The organism is Streptomyces sp. NPDC023723 (assembly GCF_040639815.1).
GTDB lineage: Bacteria > Actinomycetota > Actinomycetes > Streptomycetales > Streptomycetaceae > Streptomyces.
Map to the genome: position 1 here is coordinate 149550 of NZ_JBFAAP010000015.1, position 15586 is coordinate 165135.

Sequence of the window (15586 nt, forward strand, 5' to 3'; positions counted from 1 at the left end):
CTCATGGCTCTCCACGCCGCCACCGCCGCCCGCGGCCACGCGCCGGACGACGACGTCATCACGGCCACCGCCCTGGTGAAGACCTACCGCCAGGGCACCGCCGACGTACGGGCCCTGGACGGGGTGACCGTCGGTGTCCGGCGCGCCCGGTTCACCGCCGTCGTCGGCCCCTCCGGGTCGGGCAAGTCGACCTTGATGCACTGCGCCGCCGGACTGGACACCGTCACCTCCGGCAGCGTCGTCCTGGACGGCACCGAACTCACCGGGCTGTCCGACCGGCGGCTGACCCGGGTGCGCCGCAAGCGGATCGGGTTCGTCTTCCAGTCGTTCAACCTGCTGCCGCAGCTGACCGCCTACGAGAACATCGTGCTGCCGGTCTCCCTGTCCGGCGGGCGCCCGGACCGCGAACTGGTGGACCACCTCTGCGAAGTCCTCGGCATCGCCCACCGGTTGGCGCACCGCCCGGCCGAGCTGTCCGGGGGCCAGCAGCAGCGGGTCGCCGTGGCCCGGGCACTGGTGGCCCGGCCGGCCGTGGTCTTCGCCGACGAACCCACCGGCAACCTCGACTCCCGCTCCGGTGCCGAAGTACTCGGCATGCTGCGCCGGTCCGTCGACGACCTGGGCCAGACCGTCGTGATGGTCACCCACGACCCGGAGGCGGCCCGGTACGCGGACCGGGTGCTGACCCTCGCGGACGGCCGCGTCGTCGGCGACGAGCACCTCACCCCGTCCGCGGGACCCGCCGTACTCGCTCCCGGCGCCCCGGGCAGGCGGCGATGAGCACCCCCAGGAACACCTCCCGCAACGCCTCTCAGAACACCCCCCGGAACACCTCCCGCAGCACCCCCCGGAACACCGCCCGCAACACCCCGTGGCGTGCGACCGTCCTCGGCTCCCAGGTGGCCGAACTCCTGCGGCGGCCCGGCCGGTTCGCGGCGACCGGGCTGTCGCTGCTGATCGCGGCGTTCGTCGTCTTCGGCGCCGTCATGGCCCAGCAGATCATCACCGCGACCGTCGTCGAGAAGTTCCGCGGCACCCCCGAAGCGGTGTCCCTGGTGGTCACGCCCGGCGACGGCGGGCCGGACATCGACGAGGCCGGGCTGCGCGAGATCCGCGAGACGCCCGGCGTCACCGAGGCGGTCGGCCGGATCGACGGCGGCAGCCCGCTGGACGGCAGCGCCGTCGAACGCTACCTCGCGCTGTCCGCCGACCCCGGCACCGGCGCCCTGGCGGAAGTCCGGCTGCTCGAAGGCACGTACCCCGCCGGACCCGACCGGCTCGCCGTCAACACCGAGGCCGCGCGGGCCTACGGGCTCACTCCAGGGTCACCGCTCACCCTGCTTCAGCCCACGGCCGACGGCGACGGCACCCGACGAGTGACCGTCGAGGTCAGCGGCATCGTCCGCAGCACCGCGACGGACGACGCCGAGCCCACCGGGTACGCCCCCGGCCCGCAGCTCGGCGCGCTGCTCGACGCATCGGGCTACTCCCGCGTCGACCTCCGCACCGGGCGGGGGCAGACGGCGGAACCGGCGGAACTGGCGGAACTGGCGGAGCTGATCCGGCAGGCGGTGCCCGGCGCGCGGGTGCGGTCCGGGGACGAGGTGCGGGACCAGGAGGCGAGCGAGGCGGTGGCGGAGGCCAAGGACGTCCTGCAACTGGTCACCGTCTTCCTCGCCGTAGCCGTGGGCGCGGCGGTCCTCGTCGCGACCTCCACCTTCCGTATCGTCTTCGCCCGCCGGGTACGCCAACTCGCGCTGCTGCGCGCCATCGGGGCGACCCCGCGCCGGCTCGCCGCCGCGCTCGTCGCCGAAGGGGCGGTGGTCGGCCTGCTGGCCGGCGCGACCGGTGTACCGGCGGCCTGGGGCTGCGGGCGGCTCGTCCCGCCGGTCGCCGGATGGTTCGGGCACGACCTGTCCGCCCCCGCCCAACTTCCGCCGGCACCGGCGCTGCTCACCGTCGCCGGCACCGGACTCCTGGCCGTCCTCGCGGTCCTGGCCCCGTCCCTGACCGCCTCCCGGGTCTCCCCGCTGGAGGCCCTGCGCGGCTCGGCGTCCGGGGAGGGCGCGGCGAGCGGCCTCGGCCGGACCCTGCTGGGCCTGGTGTGCGCGGCGGTCGCCGCGCTGCTGGCCTGGCAGCAGTACGGCGGGCTGCCGCAGCCGGGCGAGACGGAGTACGACCGGTTCGCGGCGCTGGCCGTGGTGGTGCTCTCGGGCGGGCTGGCCTTCCTCGCTCTGATCGCCCTCGGCCCCCGGCTGGTGAGGCCGGTGCTGTCGGCGGTCGCCGTGCCGCTGCGCCGCACCGGTGCGGCCGGCCGGCTCGCGGTCGCGGGCGTCGGGGGAGCGCCGGGCCGGGCCGCCTCGGTCTCGGTCGTCGTCGCCCTCGGTGTCTGCCTGGTCGGCTCCACCCTGACCTGCCTGGCCTCCCTGAACGCCTACGAGCGGTACCGCCAGGCGGTGGAGTCGCCCGCCGACTTCCGCCTGTACGGACGGGACACCGACGCGCTGGACCGGACGCTGGCCGCCGATCTGGCCGCCCGCCCCGAACTGGCCGACGTGACCGCGTTCCGCACGGCGGAGGTGGTGACGGCTGCCCGCACCGCGACCGTCACCGACCTGGACCTCGCCGCCGTCCGCTCGGGTGTGGGCCTGACCGCCCGCACCGGCTCCCTCGACCACCTGGGACCCGGCCAGGTCGTGGTGGACGCCGACCACGCCGACCGCCTCGGCGTCCGGGCGGGCGACCGGGTGACGCTGGCCTTCCGGGGCCGCCCGGTCCGGCTCACCGTGGCGGCGACGCTGCCCGGCGCCGGCCCCTACGGCGGCAACTTCTTCGTGCCCGCCGCGGAGCTGACCCGGATGGGCGCGGCGGCGGCGCCCACCGCGATCACCGCGAACGCCGCTCAGGACGGCGCGCGGGGGCGGATACGCGCTCAGCGGGCCCTCACCGAGACGCTGACCGGCCCGGTGCGCGGCGCCGGCCGCGTCATCGCCGAGGACACCGCGGCAGCGGCCGGAGCCTCCGACGACCTGCGGACGACGGCCACCGCCGTGATCATGGTCCTGGGGCTGACCGTCCTGGTGGCGGTCGCCGGGGTGGCGACCACGGCGAGCCTCACCGTGGTCGAGCGGACCCGGGAGTTCGGGCTGCTGCGGGCCCTGGGGCTGAGCGGCGCGGCCGTGCACCGCATGGTCACGGTGGAATGCGCGCTGTACGGCGTACTGGGCGGCGTCCTCGGTCTGGCCCTCGGCCTGCCGTACTCGTGGCTGGTGGTCCGCATCGCCCAGACCAGCGCCCCGTTCACCGTCCCCGCGGGGGAACTCACGGCGCTCCTCACCGCCCTCGTCCTGATCACCGCCGCCGCGGGCACGGTCCCCGCGCTGCGCGCCGCCCGCACCTCACCGACGGTCGCCGTCGCCCGAACCGAGTAGCCACCGGGCGGCTGCCGCCGGGGTCGGGGCCGGCCCACCGGCACGGGACGGAGTGCCCGAGCCGGGCGGGCTGGGCCGGGCGGGCTGGGCCGGGCGGGCTGGGCCGGGCGGCCGGGCGAGGCGACCCCGCCGGCTCGGGCCGGAGCAGGCGGGCCGGAGCAGGCGGGGCGGGCGGGACGGGCCGTCGGCGGCGGTAACCGGCAAGGCCGCCCCGCCAATTCCGGACACCTTGGCCGCCGCGGGTCACCCGCGACGGCCACCGTCGACAGCCACCGGCGACGTCATCCCCCCGGCCCCGGACCGGACCGACCAGGCGACGCGGGCCCCGCAGGGGCGGGCCCCCGCCGGCGACGCAGGAAACCCGCGGCCGTCACCGGCAAGGTCACCCCGCCAACTCCTTCTCCAACGGCGTCCGGAATCTTGGCGTCACCCGCGTCGCGCCCACCCAGCCGCGCAGTCGCTCCGCCGCCGCCGCGATCGCCGCCTCCGCCTCGCGCCCCACCCCCGAGCCGTCGAGCACGCGCCAGACGATCTCGCCGTCGGGGCGCTGGGCCCAGCCGCCGATCACCCGGCCGTTCCACCACACCGTCGGCCCCACGTTGCCGCTGCCGTCGAACAGCGCCGGGCGCAGTTCGGGCGCGAGATACCAGTCCCGCTGCTGCCAGCCCATCGCCGTCGGGTCCAGGCCGGGCAGCAGCGCGGCCCAGGGCTGACCGGGCTCGGCCACCGGACCGGCGTCGCCCTCGGCCACGTACCCCGTGCCGCGACCGGTCCCCTCGTCCAGCGCCACCTCCTCCGCGCCGATCGCGGCGAGCGCCCGCCGTACCTCCGTCACCCGCCACCCGGTCCACCACTTCAGGTCCGCCTCGGTGGCCGGACCGCACGCGGCGAGCCAGCGGCGCAGCAACCCGGCCTGTGCCGCGGCCGGTTCCAGCTCGGGGTGGGCGGGGGCGACGGCCCAGCGGAACTGGCTCGACGTCCACGACCCCAGCGGCCGCCCCCGCACCACCTTGCCCTCCACGCCGAGCACCTTCAGCAGCCGGGTGGAGACGGTGTGCACGCCCTCGTAGCGCTTCCCGGCCGCGTATACGAACCGCTCCTTCAACCGGGGCTCGTCCGCGGCCAGTTCGGCCGCCGTCGCCTGGCCGCGCCGGGCCAGCGCGGCCAGCGTCGCGTCCTCGACCTCCTTCAGCCAGACCGCGTCCGGCGCCCCGGCCGCCGCCATGTGCTTCAGCAGCGCGGCCCGCTCCCGGGCGGCGACGGTCAGCCCGGTGGAGGCGTGCACCACCGCGGTGAGGTCCGCCGGAAAGACGAACACGGTGTGCCGCATGCCGTGCATCCGCACCAGCGCGCGGTCCTCGTACAGCGCCCGCTCGGTCAGCCGCACCGTGCGGGACGGGTCCGCGAGCCGCGCGCCCACGGCCAGGTGCACCGTCGCCGGGTCCGTGCCGTGCAGCGCCACCAGCGAGTCCGCGACCTCCACCGGGCCGGGCGCCCGCGCCGCGGCCGTGAGCCGGTGCCGCAGCCCCAGCCGGGCCCGCCGTTCGGCCACCCCGATGTACCGTCCCCCGCCCATGCCCGGCTCCCTCCGGTCGGCTCCCGTCCCAGCCATCCTCCCGCACCCCACTGACAACCGGCCCTTGTCACAAAACCCCGAAATGCGCATGCGCTCGGGGTGGCCGGATCCCTAGTCTGGACGCGCGCCGCGAACGGCGGCGTTTACCCGACCAACCCCCTGGAGGCAGGTGATGGCCACCCTCGTGCTGTCCGGGACCGTCGTCCTGGTGGTCCTGGGATTCGACAACCCGGTCTGGTGGCTGGCCGCCGTCGCGCTGCTCATCCTGTACGTGAGCCAGGCGGGCGGCCGGAGGGGGACGTCCACGACCCCCTCCGGCGGCAGCGGCGGCGGGGGCGGTTCGCCCTCCTCGTACCAGGCCTACCGGGAACGCCGTGACCAGCAGGCCCGCTGGGAGCGCCGCTACCGCCGCGAGCGCCCGCTCGAGAGCCGCCGGCAGGAGCGGCACAAGAGCGCGGGCCGGGGCAAGAGCAAGTGAGCGACCGCGCCCGGTCACACACCGGGCGCGCCCCACAGGGGGAACCACCGGCCGAGCTCCCGCTCGACGGGCAGGTCCCCGCCCAGCACCGCCCGCACCCGCAGCTCCAGCGGGTTGTCGCGCCGCTGCCCCGCACCGGGCAGCGGCGCGAACGGGTAGAACGTGCCGCGCTTGTAGAGGTAGACCAGCGCCAGCCGCCGCCCGTCCGCCGGGTGCCGAAAGCCCGCCAGCGAGCACAGCAGCTGCGGGCCGAAGCCGTTGACCTCCATCGAACCGTTCACCGCGTGCAGGTCGTTGACCAGGTCCGGCAGCTGCTCGGGGGAGCGTTCGGAGACCAGCCAGGAGTAGCCGTACTCGTCCCGGCGCAGGTCCACCGGCGGACCCTCGCGGCCGGCGTCCGCGTCCAGCAGCGCCTGCACCTCGCGGTGCGTCTGCTCGAACGCGGCGCCCTCCACGGTGGCGAAGCACACCGCGCCCTGCCCGGTCGGCGCGAACCCGGTCGCGGCCTGGAGGGTCACCGCCGCCGACGGCAGCGCGAACAGCCGGTCCAGATCGGGCGCGACCGGTTTCGTCCGGCCGAGCAGGATGTCCAGCAGCCCCATGCTCAGGCCCCTCCGGGCGCCGCCGGCTCACCCAGCTCGGCGGAGATCCGGCCCAGTTGCGCCAGCCGCTCCTCCAGGCTCGGGTGGGTGGCGAAGAACCGGGACAGACCGGGCTTCGAGCCGAGTGCCGGGGTGAAGTAGAAGGCGTTGAACGCCTGCGCGGTCCGCAGATCCCTGGTCGGGATGCGGGCGATGTCGCCGCAGACCTTGGTGAGCGCCGACGCCAGTGCCGAGGGCCGCCCGGTGAGCAGCGCCGCCGCCCGGTCCGCCGCCAGCTCCCGGTACCGGGACAGCGTCCGGATCAGCAGGAAGCTGAGCGCGTACACCGCCGCGGACACCCCCATCACCCCCGCCAGCACCACCGCCGTGTTCTGGTCCCGCCGCCCGCCGAACAGCTGCGAGTAGAACGCGAACCGGACGATCAGCCCGGCGATCACGCCGAGGAACGAGGCGACCGTCATCACCGCGACGTCCTTGTGCGCCACGTGCGACAGCTCGTGCGCCAGTACGCCCTCCAGCTCGGCCGGCTCCAGCCGCCGCAGCAGCCCGGTGGTCACACAGATCACCGCGTGGTCCGCCGTCCGCCCGGTCGCGAACGCGTTCGGCAGGTCCAGCTCGGACACGGCGACCACCGGCTTCGGCAGGCCGGCCAGCGCGCTCAGCCGGTCGACCACCCCGTGCAGCCCGGGATACTCGTCCGGCTCCACCACCCGCCCGCGCATCGCGAACAGCGCGATCCGGTCGGCGAACCAGTACTGCGCCCCGAGCACCAGCGCCGCGATCACCACGACCAGCACCCAGGACTTCAGCAGCACGATCAGCGCGGCCACGAAGGCCACGTACAGCAGTCCGAGCAGGAACAGCGTGAGCCCCATGCGCACGGTCAACCGCCGGTCGCTCCGGAACCGACTGGGCATCTGCACCACCCCGCAGTCAGGCACTCGTCCCGCTGTCCAGTGTGCACCCGGGCCACCCCGCGAACAGGTCGCGATCAGTTCAGAAAGCGGCAAAACCAGCCCCGAGAACGGCAAAGTCGATCAGTGCGGCGCCCGGAAATTGATGTACCCCAGCAGCACGACGACGGCGGCGACACACCCCAGCACCACGGCCGTCGACCCCCACGAGGACCGCCGCCCCCGCCGCACCGGTTCCGGACCGGCCCGGAACGGAACCGGCCCGGGCGGATTCTCCTTCCACCGCGCGGCGAGCATCCGGGCCCGCGCCGACGGCTCCTTGTGCGCGGCCTCGGCCGCCCATCTCCAGTCGAACTCGCGGTCCCGGCCGTCCTGTTCGGACATCCCCGTCTCTCCCCGTGCCTCGAACAACAGTGCCAGGCACCATACGACGACGCCCCCGCCACCGGGAAACCGGGGACGGGGGCACCGAAAGGATCACGCCTGGCGCAGGCGGGGTCCGGTCACACGTCGAAGTACAGCTCGAACTCGTGCGGGTGCGGACGCAGCTGGAGCGGGGCGATCTCGTTGGTGCGCTTGAGGTCGATCCACGTCTCGATCAGGTCGGAGGTGAAGACGTCGCCCTGGAGCAGGAACTCGTGGTCGGCCTCCAGGCGGTCCAGGACCGCGCCCAGCGAGGTCGGGACCTGGGCCACGCTCGCGTGCTCGTCGGGCGCCAGCTCGTAGAGGTCCTTGTCGATCGGCTCGGCCGGCTCGATCTTGTTCTTGATGCCGTCCAGGCCCGCCATCAGCAGCGCCGAGAAGGCCAGGTACGGGTTGCCGGAGGAGTCGGGCGCGCGGAACTCGACGCGCTTGGCCTTCGGGTTCGAGCCGGTGATCGGGATGCGCATCGCGGCGGAGCGGTTGCGCTGCGAGTACACCAGGTTGATCGGCGCCTCGAAGCCCGGCACCAGACGGTGGTAGGAGTTCACCGTCGGGTTGGTGAAGGCCAGCAGCGACGGGGCGTGCTTGAGGATGCCGCCGATGTAGTAGCGGGCGGTGTCCGACAGGCCCGCGTAGCCCTGCTCGTCGTAGAACAGCGGGTCGCCGTTGCTCCACAGCGACTGGTGGACGTGCATGCCCGAGCCGTTGTCGCCGAAGATCGGCTTCGGCATGAAGGTCGCAGTCTTGCCGTTCTTCCAGGCCACGTTCTTCACGATGTACTTGAAGAGCTGGAGGTCGTCGGCGGCGGCGAGCAGCGTGTTGAACTTGTAGTTGATCTCCGCCTGGCCGGCCGTGCCCACCTCGTGGTGCTGGCGCTCCAGCTGGAGGCCGGACCGCTCCAGCTCCAGGGAGATCTCGGCGCGCAGGTCGGCGAAGTGGTCGACCGGCGGGACCGGGAAGTAGCCGCCCTTGTAGCGGACCTTGTAGCCGCGGTTGTTCTCCACCGCACCGGTGTTCCAGGCGCCGGCCTCGGAGTCGATGTGGTAGAAGGACTCGTTCGCGCCGGTGGCGAAGCGGACCGAGTCGAACACGTAGAACTCGGCCTCGGGCCCGAAGAACGCGGTGTCGGCGATGCCGGTGGAGGCGAGGTACGCCTCGGCCTTCTTCGCCACGTTCCGCGGGTCGCGGGAGTACTGCTCGCCCGTGATCGGGTCGTGGATGAAGAAGTTGATGTTGACCGTCTTGTCCCGGCGGAACGGGTCCACCCGCGCGGTCGACAGGTCGGCGCGCAGTGCCATGTCCGACTCGTGGATGGCCTGGAAGCCGCGGATCGAGGAGCCGTCGAAGGCCAGCTCCTCGGCCGGGTCGAAGGCCGAGGCCGGGATCGTGAAGTGCTGCATCACGCCCGGCAGGTCGCAGAAGCGGACGTCGACGAACTTGACGTCCTCGTCCGCGATGAACTTCTTGGCCTCGTCGGCGTTCTGGAACATCCAGCTCCTCCTACTCCCGACCGTCCCGCCGGGGTGGTAGATCGTTCGTGCGGCCAGTGCGGGTGGCACACGCTGCACCCGACCCTAGGGACGGGTGATTTCTCGGGCGTGACCCATTTGTTTCGCAGAAGTTAACCGGCCTCCTTCCACCGTAGTACCGTCCCACCCCGGCCGACACCGGTCCGAAACGTGCGCAGTACCGTGTATGCGTGGACAAGAGGCAAGCAATCGGATCATGGCTGTCCGGGCCCCGCGCGGCCATGGAGGACGCGGGCGCCGACTTCGGCTACCGGGGCAAGGACCTCGGCCTGCCGGAGGAGGGGCCGGGCTCGATCGCCCCTCCGGGACGGCGGCTCGGCGCGCTGGTCGTCGACTGGGCGCTGTGCCTGCTGATCGCATACGGCCTGATCACCGACGGCTATGGACAGGCCACCTCGAACTGGGCGCTGCTCATCTTCTTCGCCCTGAGCGTGCTGACCGTCGGCACCCTCGGCTTCACCCCCGGCAAGCGGATCTTCGGGCTGCGCGTGGTGGAGCTGGGCTCCGGCCGGGTCAATCCGCTGCGCGTGCTGCTGCGCTCGGTGCTGCTGTGCGTCGCGATCCCCGCGCTGATCTGGGACCGCGACGGCCGCGGCCTGCACGACCGGCTGGCCCGCACGGTCGAGGTCCGGGTCTGAACAACGTCTGTACGTGAGCGGGGGCGCCCGGACATACGTGAGTGGGGGGCGCCCGGATTCTTTCCGGGCGCCCCCCACTCTCACGTATCCGCGGTGCGTGGCTAGCGCGGGCGCTGGCCGCCGCCCCTCGGCATCCGCATCCCCTTGGGCATCGGGCCCTTGGGCAGCGGCATGTTGCTCATCAGGTCGCCCAGCGCGCGCAGCCGGTCGTTGGTCACGGTGACCTGCGGGCCGGTCAGCACGCGCGGCAGCTTGAGCATGGTGGTGCGCAGCTTCTTCAGCGGCACCTGGCCCTCGCCGTCGCCCACGATCAGGTCGTGCACGGGGACGTCGGCGACGATCCGGTTCATCTTCTTCTTCTCGGCGGCCAGCAGGGACTTCACCCGGTTCGGGTTGCCCTCCGCGACCAGCACGACGCCGGCCTTGCCGACCGCCCGGTGCACCACGTCCTGGCTGCGGTTCATCGCCACCGCCGGGGTGGTCGTCCAGCCCCGGCCGACGTTGTCCAGCACCGCCGCCGCCGCGCCCGGCTGGCCCTCCATCTGCCCGAAGGCCGCCCGCTCGGCCCGGCGCCCGAACACGATCGCCGTCGCGAGGAAGGCGAGCAGCAGGCCCAGGATGCCGAGATAGATGGGGTGACCGATCAGGAAACCGATCGCGAGGAAGACACCGAAGACGATGATTCCGACAGCCGCGAGTACAAGACCGATCTTCTTGTCGGCCTTGCGGGTCATCTTGTAGGTCAGAGCGATCTGCTTCAGTCGCCCGGGGTTCGCGGCGTCCGCCGCGTTGTCCTTCCTCGCCATGCAGCGCAGTCTACGTGTCCGCCACGGCGCCGACGAAGGCAGTGCCCCGGCGGGAGCGCGCGGCGGCGTCAGAGGCGGGCGTCAGAGGCGGACGGAGGAGACCGGCTGGCCGGCCTGGCCGAGGATGCGCTCGGCCTCGACCCGGTCCTTGGCCCGGCGGCGGTCCTCCAGGACGGACGTCCAGGCGTTGCGGCGGGCGGTGCGCTGGCCACCGCTCATCAGCAGTGACTCGACGGCGCGCAGGGCGTCGGTGAACGACGGGATGGCGGTGGCGCGTACGGGCGCGGCCTGCATCTGGAGGTCCCCCCTCGGGATGGCGTGGATGGCCTGGATGGTGTTGGGCAAGGCTGTACGTGGCGTGAGTCCAGCGTCACTGATTGGTGTTACCAGGGCGTGACCCGCCGGTCAAACACCCATGAAGCCCGGGAGTCGGGGCGCGAAACCCCGACGCGGCCCCGACCGTGGTCCTCAACTGCGAGGACGGTCGGGGCCGCGTCGTACCGGCCACTACTGGCAAGTAGGTTCTTGTGCGCGAATTCACACAGCGCTGGCCGTGGACTTACACCGCCTGGGCGGCGACGAAGGACCCCCGCTTCTCGATCGCCATCTGGTAGAGCCGCCCGGCCCGGTAGGAGGACCGCACCAGCGGGCCCGACATGACACCCGAGAAGCCGATCTGCTCGGCCTCGTCCTTCAGCTCCACGAACTCGTGCGGCTTGACCCAGCGCTCCACCGGGTGGTGGCGCACCGAGGGGCGCAGGTACTGCGTGATGGTCACCAGCTCGCAGCCCGCGTCGTGCAGCTGCTTCAGCGCGTCGCTGACCTCCTCGCGGGTCTCGCCCATGCCGAGGATCAGGTTGGACTTGGTGACCAGGCCGTAGTCGCGGGCCTCGGTGATGACCTTCAGGGAGCGCTCGTAGCGGAAGCCGGGGCGGATCCGCTTGAAGATGCGCGGCACCGTCTCGACGTTGTGCGCGAAGACCTCGGGGCGGGACGCGAAGACCTCGGCGAGTTGCTCCGGGACCGCGTTGAAGTCGGGGGCCAGCAGCTCGACCTTGGTGCGGCCCTCGGCGCGCTCGGCGGTCTGCTGGTGGATCTGGCGCACCGTCTCGGCGTACAGCCAGGCGCCGCCGTCGTCCAGGTCGTCACGGGCGACGCCGGTGATGGTGGCGTAGTTCAGGTCCATGGTGACCACGGACTCGCCGACCCGGCGCGGCTCGTCGCGGTCCAGCGCCTCGGGCTTGCCGGTGTCGATCTGGCAGAAGTCGCAGCGCCGGGTGCACTGGTCGCCGCCGATGAGGAAGGTCGCCTCGCGGTCCTCCCAGCACTCGTAGATGTTGGGGCAGCCGGCCTCCTGGCACACCGTGTGCAGGCCCTCGCCCTTCACCAGGTTCTGCATCTTGGTGTACTCGGGGCCCATTTTCGCCCGGGTCTTGATCCACTCGGGCTTGCGCTCGATGGGGGTCTGGCTGTTGCGGACCTCCAGGCGCAGCATCTTGCGTCCGTCGGGTGCGACTGCGGACACGACCGGCTCCCTAGCGTTGATTCTTCGGCGTCTTCAGGGTACGCCCGTGATTTCGAAAGCCCATGCCGCGTCTCAGGCGGCCGGTGTCTTCTCGATCACGCGCGGCCTGAGTTCCGCGTTCTCCAGCACGTCCCGCAGGTGCCGCTCGACGACCGGCAGCACCTCGTCGATCGTGACGTCCCGGCCCAGTTCGTTCGCCAGCGAGGCGACGCCCGCGTCCCGGATGCCGCACGGGATGATCCTGTCGAACCACTTGTTGTCGGGCTGCACGTTGAGCGCGAAGCCGTGCATGGTGACGCCCTTGGCGACCCGGATGCCGATCGCGGCGATCTTGCGGTCCTCGCGGCGCTGCCCGGCGTTGGAGGGCGCGTACTCCGGGCCGTCGAGCCGGGGGTCGAACTCCTCGTCGGTGAGCCGGGGGTCGAAGTCGAGGGAGAGCCCGCCGAGGGCCGGCCGCCGCTCGACCGGGTCGCCGAGCACCCAGACGCCGCTGCGGCCCTCCACCCGGCTGGTCTCCAGGCCGAACTCCGCGCAGGTGCGGATCAGCGCCTCCTCCAGGCGTCGTACGTGCGCGACGACGTCCACCGGGCGCGGGAGCTTCTGGATCGGGTAGCCCACCAGCTGGCCCGGGCCGTGCCAGGTGATCTTGCCGCCGCGGTCCACGTCGATGACCGGGGTGCCGTCCAGCGGGCGCTCGTTGTCCGCCGTGCGCCGGCCGGCCGTGTACACCGGCGGGTGCTCGAGCAGCAGCACGGTGTCGGGAATCTCGTCGGCGAACCGCGCGGCGTGCACCCGGCGCTGCTCGTCCCACGCCTCCTGGTACTCGACCGCCTCCGCGCCGAAACCCATACGGACGAACCGCAACCCACTCACGGCAAGCGCCTCCCTGGACGTCGTAAGGCACGACCCGTGCCCACGCCACTGTACGTCCGCCCCTTGAGGCAGCGGCGGGCGGCGGCGGACGACGACCCGGACCGGGGGCGTCAGCAGAGAGGTGGATGCTCACACGATCGGATGAATGGAAGTCGAAGTGTGCGATGAAGTGCTTACTCTCCGCTACATTCGCGCCGTTCACGAGGCCATAAGGGCTGCTCACAGGCAATCCGGGCACTTCGCACGCCCCGGAAGGCAGGAGACCGCACCGCACCATGACGGAACGACCCGCGCAGCGCACCCCCAACCGCCAGCTCGCCGCGCTCATCGCCGAGGCTGGGTTCTCCAACGCGGGTCTCGCGCGTCGCGTCGACCAGCTCGGCCTCGAACACGGCCTCGATCTCAGATACGACAAGACGTCCGTCACCCGATGGCTGCGCGGTCAACAGCCGCGCGGCACCACCCCCGCCCTGATCGCCGAGGTCTTCACCCGCCGCCTCGGCCGCCGGCTCACCGCCCAGGACCTCGGTCTGGACGCCTGCGCCCCGGTGTACGCGGGGCTGGAGTTCGCCGCCACCCCCGAGGAGGCCGTCGACATCGTCAGCGGCCTGTGGCGCAAGGACTCCGGCAGCCACGCCGAGCTCCGCAAGATCGCGTTCACCCCGGCCGGGCTCGTCGTGCCCAGCCGGGACTGGCTGATCGGCCGCGCCGACGACAAGGTGGCCCGCGCCGAGGCCGCCGCCCGCGTCCCCGCCCAGGGCCGCCCGGCGCTGCCCGCCATCCCGGCCCAAATGGAGGCGGCAGGCCGGCGCCGCTCCCCGGTCGACCGCGGCCCCGGCCTGCGGGTCGGCGCCGGCGACCTCGCCGCGCTGCGCTCGGTGGGCGAGCTCTTCCGCAGCCTGGACGACCGGTACGGCGGCGGCCACGCCCGGCAGGCCCTGGTCCGCTACCTGGAACACGAACTGGAGCCGATGCTGCGCGGCGGCTACGGCGAGCAGACCGGCCGCCGGCTGTTCGCCGCCGCCGCCGACCTCACCCGGCTGGCCGGCTGGACCTCGTACGACATCGCCGCGCACGGGCTCGCCCAGCGGTACTTCGTGCAGGCGCTGCGGCTCTCGCAGGCGGCCGGCGACCGGGCGTACGGGTCCTACGTGCTGGCCACGATGAGCCGGCAGGCCGTCTACCTCGGGCACGGGCGGGAGGCGGTGCAGCTGGCCCGGGTCGCCCAGCAGGGCGTCGGCAGCACCGCGCCGCCGGTGGTGCAGGCGCTGCTGCACGTCTGCGAGGCGCGCGGGCACGGGGTGCTCGGCGAGGTGCGGGCCTGCACCTCGGCGCTGGTGCGGGCCGAGCGGGCGATGGAGGCCGCCCGGCCCGGTGACGAGGTGCCGCACTGGGCGCGGTTCTTCGACGACGCGCAGTTCGCCGACGAGCTGGCCCACTGCCACCGCGACCTCCAGCAGTTCCGGGTCGCGGCGCAGCAGGCGGAGCGGTCGCTTCAGCTGCGCGCCCCGGCGCAGGCGCGCAGCCGGCTGTTCTGCCGGGTGGTGCTGGCGACCTCGCGGCTCGGGCTCGGGGAGCTGGACGCGGCGTGCCAGCTGGGGGCGGAGGCCGCCGCGCAGGCCGCCGAGATGCGGTCGGCGCGGGCGGTGGAGTACGTGCGGGAGTTCGAGCGGCGGCTTGAGCCGTATCGGGACGCGGCGCCGGTTCGGGGGTACCGGGACAAGGTGGCGGCTCTGGGGTAGCCCCTTGGGGTTCGCGGCCGGGTGCGGCTCCGTCGTGGTTGTCCGCGCCCACGCGGCGGAGCCGCATATCGATACAGCCCCGCGCCCCTGCGGGGGCGCGGATCGTCACGCCGCCCGGGAAGTGACGTACGGCCCCCTGGCCCCCAGGTCCGTCAGGATGGCCGCCGCCGCCCGGTGGGCCGAGTGGAGGGCGCCCTGCGGGGTGCCGGCGTCCCGGTGGTCGCCGCAGACGTACAGGCCCGCCAGCAGCCGTACCGGGCGGCGCGGGTCGTGCGGCGGGCGCATCGCCGGGACCGCCTCGGGCGTGTGGTGCACCGCCAGCGTCTCCCAGCGCGCGGTGGAGGTGCCGTGGAGGCGGGCGAGGTGGGCGCGGACGGCGGTGTCCACGTCGGGCGGGGGCGGGCCGAGGACGGTGGAGGAGATCAGCGCGCGGCCGGCCGGGGCGCGGGCCGGGTCCACCTCGCTGATCACGGCCGTGTGGGCGACCGGGCCGCCGCGGTCGGCGTCCAGCAGCAGCGCCGCGCCGGTCGCCGGGGGCTCGTCGGTGGTGTGGTGCACCACCGTCACCGGGTGGAAGTCCGGCACCCGCAGCCCGGGCAGCAGCTCGGCGGCGGCCCGGGCGTCGGTGGCCAGCAGCACCGCCCGGCAGCGCAGCACCCCGTGCTGGGCGGTGGTCACCGCGTTGGTGGCGACCGCGGTGACCCGTACGCCGGTGCGCACGGTGCCCGGCGGCAGCGACCGGGCCAGCAGCTCCGGCAGCACCTCGGCGCCGCCCTCCGGCAGCCCCAGCCGCCCGCTCGCGAAGGCGCGCAGCGCCAGGTCGGCGCAGCGGCTGGAGGTGGTCAGGTCCGGGTCGCACAGCAGCGCGGCGAGCAGCGGACGCAGGAAGCCGTCGATGGTGCGGGCGGGCAGCCCGCGGACGGCGAGCGCCTGCCGCGCGGGCAGCTCGGGGCGGGCCAGCAGCCGTTCGACCGGTGTGGTCGCCAGCCGGGTGAGCGCGGCGGTGAGGCGGGCCTGGTCCACGGCGCCGCCCAGCGGGGTGCCGGCCC

The 15586-nt window shown here is 73.7% G+C and carries 15 protein-coding genes; 5 read left to right on the forward strand and 10 right to left on the reverse strand.

All coding sequences use genetic code 11. The features are described from left to right. The first annotated feature begins 3 nt into the window (after nt 1-3). A complete protein-coding gene (locus tag AB0G32_RS18745) occupies nt 4-780 on the forward strand; it encodes an ABC transporter ATP-binding protein (protein WP_361163961.1) in 777 nt (258 codons plus the stop codon). Further along, the gene (locus tag AB0G32_RS18750) at nt 777-3431 is read left to right on the forward strand and encodes an FtsX-like permease family protein (protein WP_361163963.1); all 2655 of its coding nucleotides are present in this window, start codon (nt 777-779) and stop codon (nt 3429-3431) included. The genes AB0G32_RS18745 and AB0G32_RS18750 overlap by 4 nt, the downstream gene beginning before the upstream one ends. A 382-nt stretch (nt 3432-3813) precedes the next feature. Here the strand turns inward: AB0G32_RS18750 and AB0G32_RS18755 are convergent, their stop codons facing one another. Continuing rightward, nucleotides 3814-5007: a winged helix DNA-binding domain-containing protein gene (locus AB0G32_RS18755; RefSeq protein ID WP_361163964.1), complete on the reverse strand. Its 1194-nt coding sequence runs from the start codon at nt 5005-5007 to the stop codon at nt 3814-3816. A gap of 172 nt (nt 5008-5179) precedes the next feature. Here AB0G32_RS18755 and AB0G32_RS18760 point away from each other — a divergent pair, with 172 nt between their 5' ends. After that, nucleotides 5180-5485 carry a hypothetical protein gene (locus AB0G32_RS18760; protein ID WP_361163966.1) on the forward strand — a complete coding sequence of 102 codons (306 nt, stop codon included), beginning with the start codon at nt 5180-5182 and terminating at the stop codon, nt 5483-5485. 14 nt (nt 5486-5499) lie between these two features. Here the strand turns inward: AB0G32_RS18760 and AB0G32_RS18765 are convergent, their stop codons facing one another. The 4 genes from AB0G32_RS18765 to glnA all read right to left on the reverse strand — a co-directional run bounded on the left by AB0G32_RS18765 (nt 5500) and on the right by glnA (nt 8914). Then, nucleotides 5500-6087 carry a hypothetical protein gene (locus AB0G32_RS18765; RefSeq protein ID WP_361163968.1) on the reverse strand — a complete coding sequence of 196 codons (588 nt, stop codon included), beginning with the start codon at nt 6085-6087 and terminating at the stop codon, nt 5500-5502. A 2-nt stretch (nt 6088-6089) separates the two neighbouring features. Next, complete coding sequence (gene htpX / locus AB0G32_RS18770) at nt 6090-7004, reverse strand: zinc metalloprotease HtpX (RefSeq protein ID WP_361163970.1); 915 nt, start codon at nt 7002-7004, stop codon at nt 6090-6092. A 120-nt stretch (nt 7005-7124) separates the two neighbouring features. Continuing rightward, nucleotides 7125-7385 (reverse strand): hypothetical protein, encoded by a 261-nt coding sequence (locus AB0G32_RS18775; RefSeq protein ID WP_361163972.1) that lies wholly within the window; start codon nt 7383-7385, stop codon nt 7125-7127. 119 nt (nt 7386-7504) lie between these two features. Further along, nucleotides 7505-8914, reverse strand: a complete 1410-nt coding sequence (gene glnA / locus AB0G32_RS18780) for a type I glutamate--ammonia ligase (RefSeq protein WP_361163974.1) — start codon at nt 8912-8914, stop codon at nt 7505-7507. Between the two features lie 209 nt (nt 8915-9123). Here glnA and AB0G32_RS18785 point away from each other — a divergent pair, with 209 nt between their 5' ends. Continuing rightward, entirely contained in the window at nt 9124-9591 is a 468-nt protein-coding gene (locus AB0G32_RS18785) for an RDD family protein (protein ID WP_361163976.1), read from the forward strand. A 101-nt stretch (nt 9592-9692) separates the two neighbouring features. On the opposite strand, the gene AB0G32_RS18790 is transcribed toward AB0G32_RS18785, so the two are convergent. From AB0G32_RS18790 to lipB, 4 genes are all read right to left on the reverse strand, one after another. Further along, nucleotides 9693-10397, reverse strand: a complete 705-nt coding sequence (locus tag AB0G32_RS18790; RefSeq protein ID WP_361163978.1) for a DUF4191 domain-containing protein — start codon at nt 10395-10397, stop codon at nt 9693-9695. Between the two features lie 81 nt (nt 10398-10478). Next, nucleotides 10479-10691, reverse strand: coding sequence for a hypothetical protein (locus AB0G32_RS18795; RefSeq protein WP_361163999.1), 213 nt, complete (start codon nt 10689-10691; stop codon nt 10479-10481). A gap of 265 nt (nt 10692-10956) precedes the next feature. After that, complete coding sequence (gene lipA / locus AB0G32_RS18800; RefSeq protein ID WP_361163979.1) at nt 10957-11922, reverse strand: lipoyl synthase; 966 nt, start codon at nt 11920-11922, stop codon at nt 10957-10959. A gap of 72 nt (nt 11923-11994) precedes the next feature. Next, nucleotides 11995-12795, reverse strand: coding sequence for a lipoyl(octanoyl) transferase LipB (gene lipB, locus AB0G32_RS18805; RefSeq protein ID WP_361163981.1), 801 nt, complete (start codon nt 12793-12795; stop codon nt 11995-11997). 275 nt (nt 12796-13070) lie between these two features. On the opposite strand from lipB, the gene AB0G32_RS18810 reads away from it, so the two are divergent. After that, nucleotides 13071-14537 carry a regulator gene (locus AB0G32_RS18810; RefSeq protein ID WP_361163983.1) on the forward strand — a complete coding sequence of 489 codons (1467 nt, stop codon included), beginning with the start codon at nt 13071-13073 and terminating at the stop codon, nt 14535-14537. A gap of 105 nt (nt 14538-14642) precedes the next feature. Here AB0G32_RS18810 and AB0G32_RS18815 read toward each other — a convergent pair. Next, a partial coding sequence (locus tag AB0G32_RS18815; protein ID WP_361163985.1) for an FAD-dependent oxidoreductase occupies nt 14643-15586 on the reverse strand: 944 nt, incomplete at its 5' end.

Excerpts from the sequence above, each read along its gene's own strand:
- htpX (WP_361163970.1), bottom strand. The coding sequence starts at position 7,004 with ATGCCCAGTCGGTTCCGGAGCGACCGGCGGTTGACCGTGCGCATGGGG.
- AB0G32_RS18745 (WP_361163961.1), top strand. The coding sequence starts at position 4 with ATGGCTCTCCACGCCGCCACCGCCGCCCGCGGCCACGCGCCGGACGAC.
- AB0G32_RS18760 (WP_361163966.1), top strand. The coding sequence starts at position 5,180 with ATGGCCACCCTCGTGCTGTCCGGGACCGTCGTCCTGGTGGTCCTGGGA.
- AB0G32_RS18790 (WP_361163978.1), bottom strand. The coding sequence starts at position 10,397 with ATGGCGAGGAAGGACAACGCGGCGGACGCCGCGAACCCCGGGCGACTG.
- AB0G32_RS18795 (WP_361163999.1), bottom strand. The coding sequence starts at position 10,691 with ATGCAGGCCGCGCCCGTACGCGCCACCGCCATCCCGTCGTTCACCGAC.
- AB0G32_RS18775 (WP_361163972.1), bottom strand. The coding sequence starts at position 7,385 with ATGTCCGAACAGGACGGCCGGGACCGCGAGTTCGACTGGAGATGGGCG.
- glnA (WP_361163974.1), bottom strand. The coding sequence starts at position 8,914 with ATGTTCCAGAACGCCGACGAGGCCAAGAAGTTCATCGCGGACGAGGAC.
- AB0G32_RS18810 (WP_361163983.1), top strand. The coding sequence starts at position 13,071 with ATGACGGAACGACCCGCGCAGCGCACCCCCAACCGCCAGCTCGCCGCG.
- AB0G32_RS18750 (WP_361163963.1), top strand. The coding sequence starts at position 777 with ATGAGCACCCCCAGGAACACCTCCCGCAACGCCTCTCAGAACACCCCC.
- AB0G32_RS18755 (WP_361163964.1), bottom strand. The coding sequence starts at position 5,007 with ATGGGCGGGGGACGGTACATCGGGGTGGCCGAACGGCGGGCCCGGCTG.
- AB0G32_RS18765 (WP_361163968.1), bottom strand. The coding sequence starts at position 6,087 with ATGGGGCTGCTGGACATCCTGCTCGGCCGGACGAAACCGGTCGCGCCC.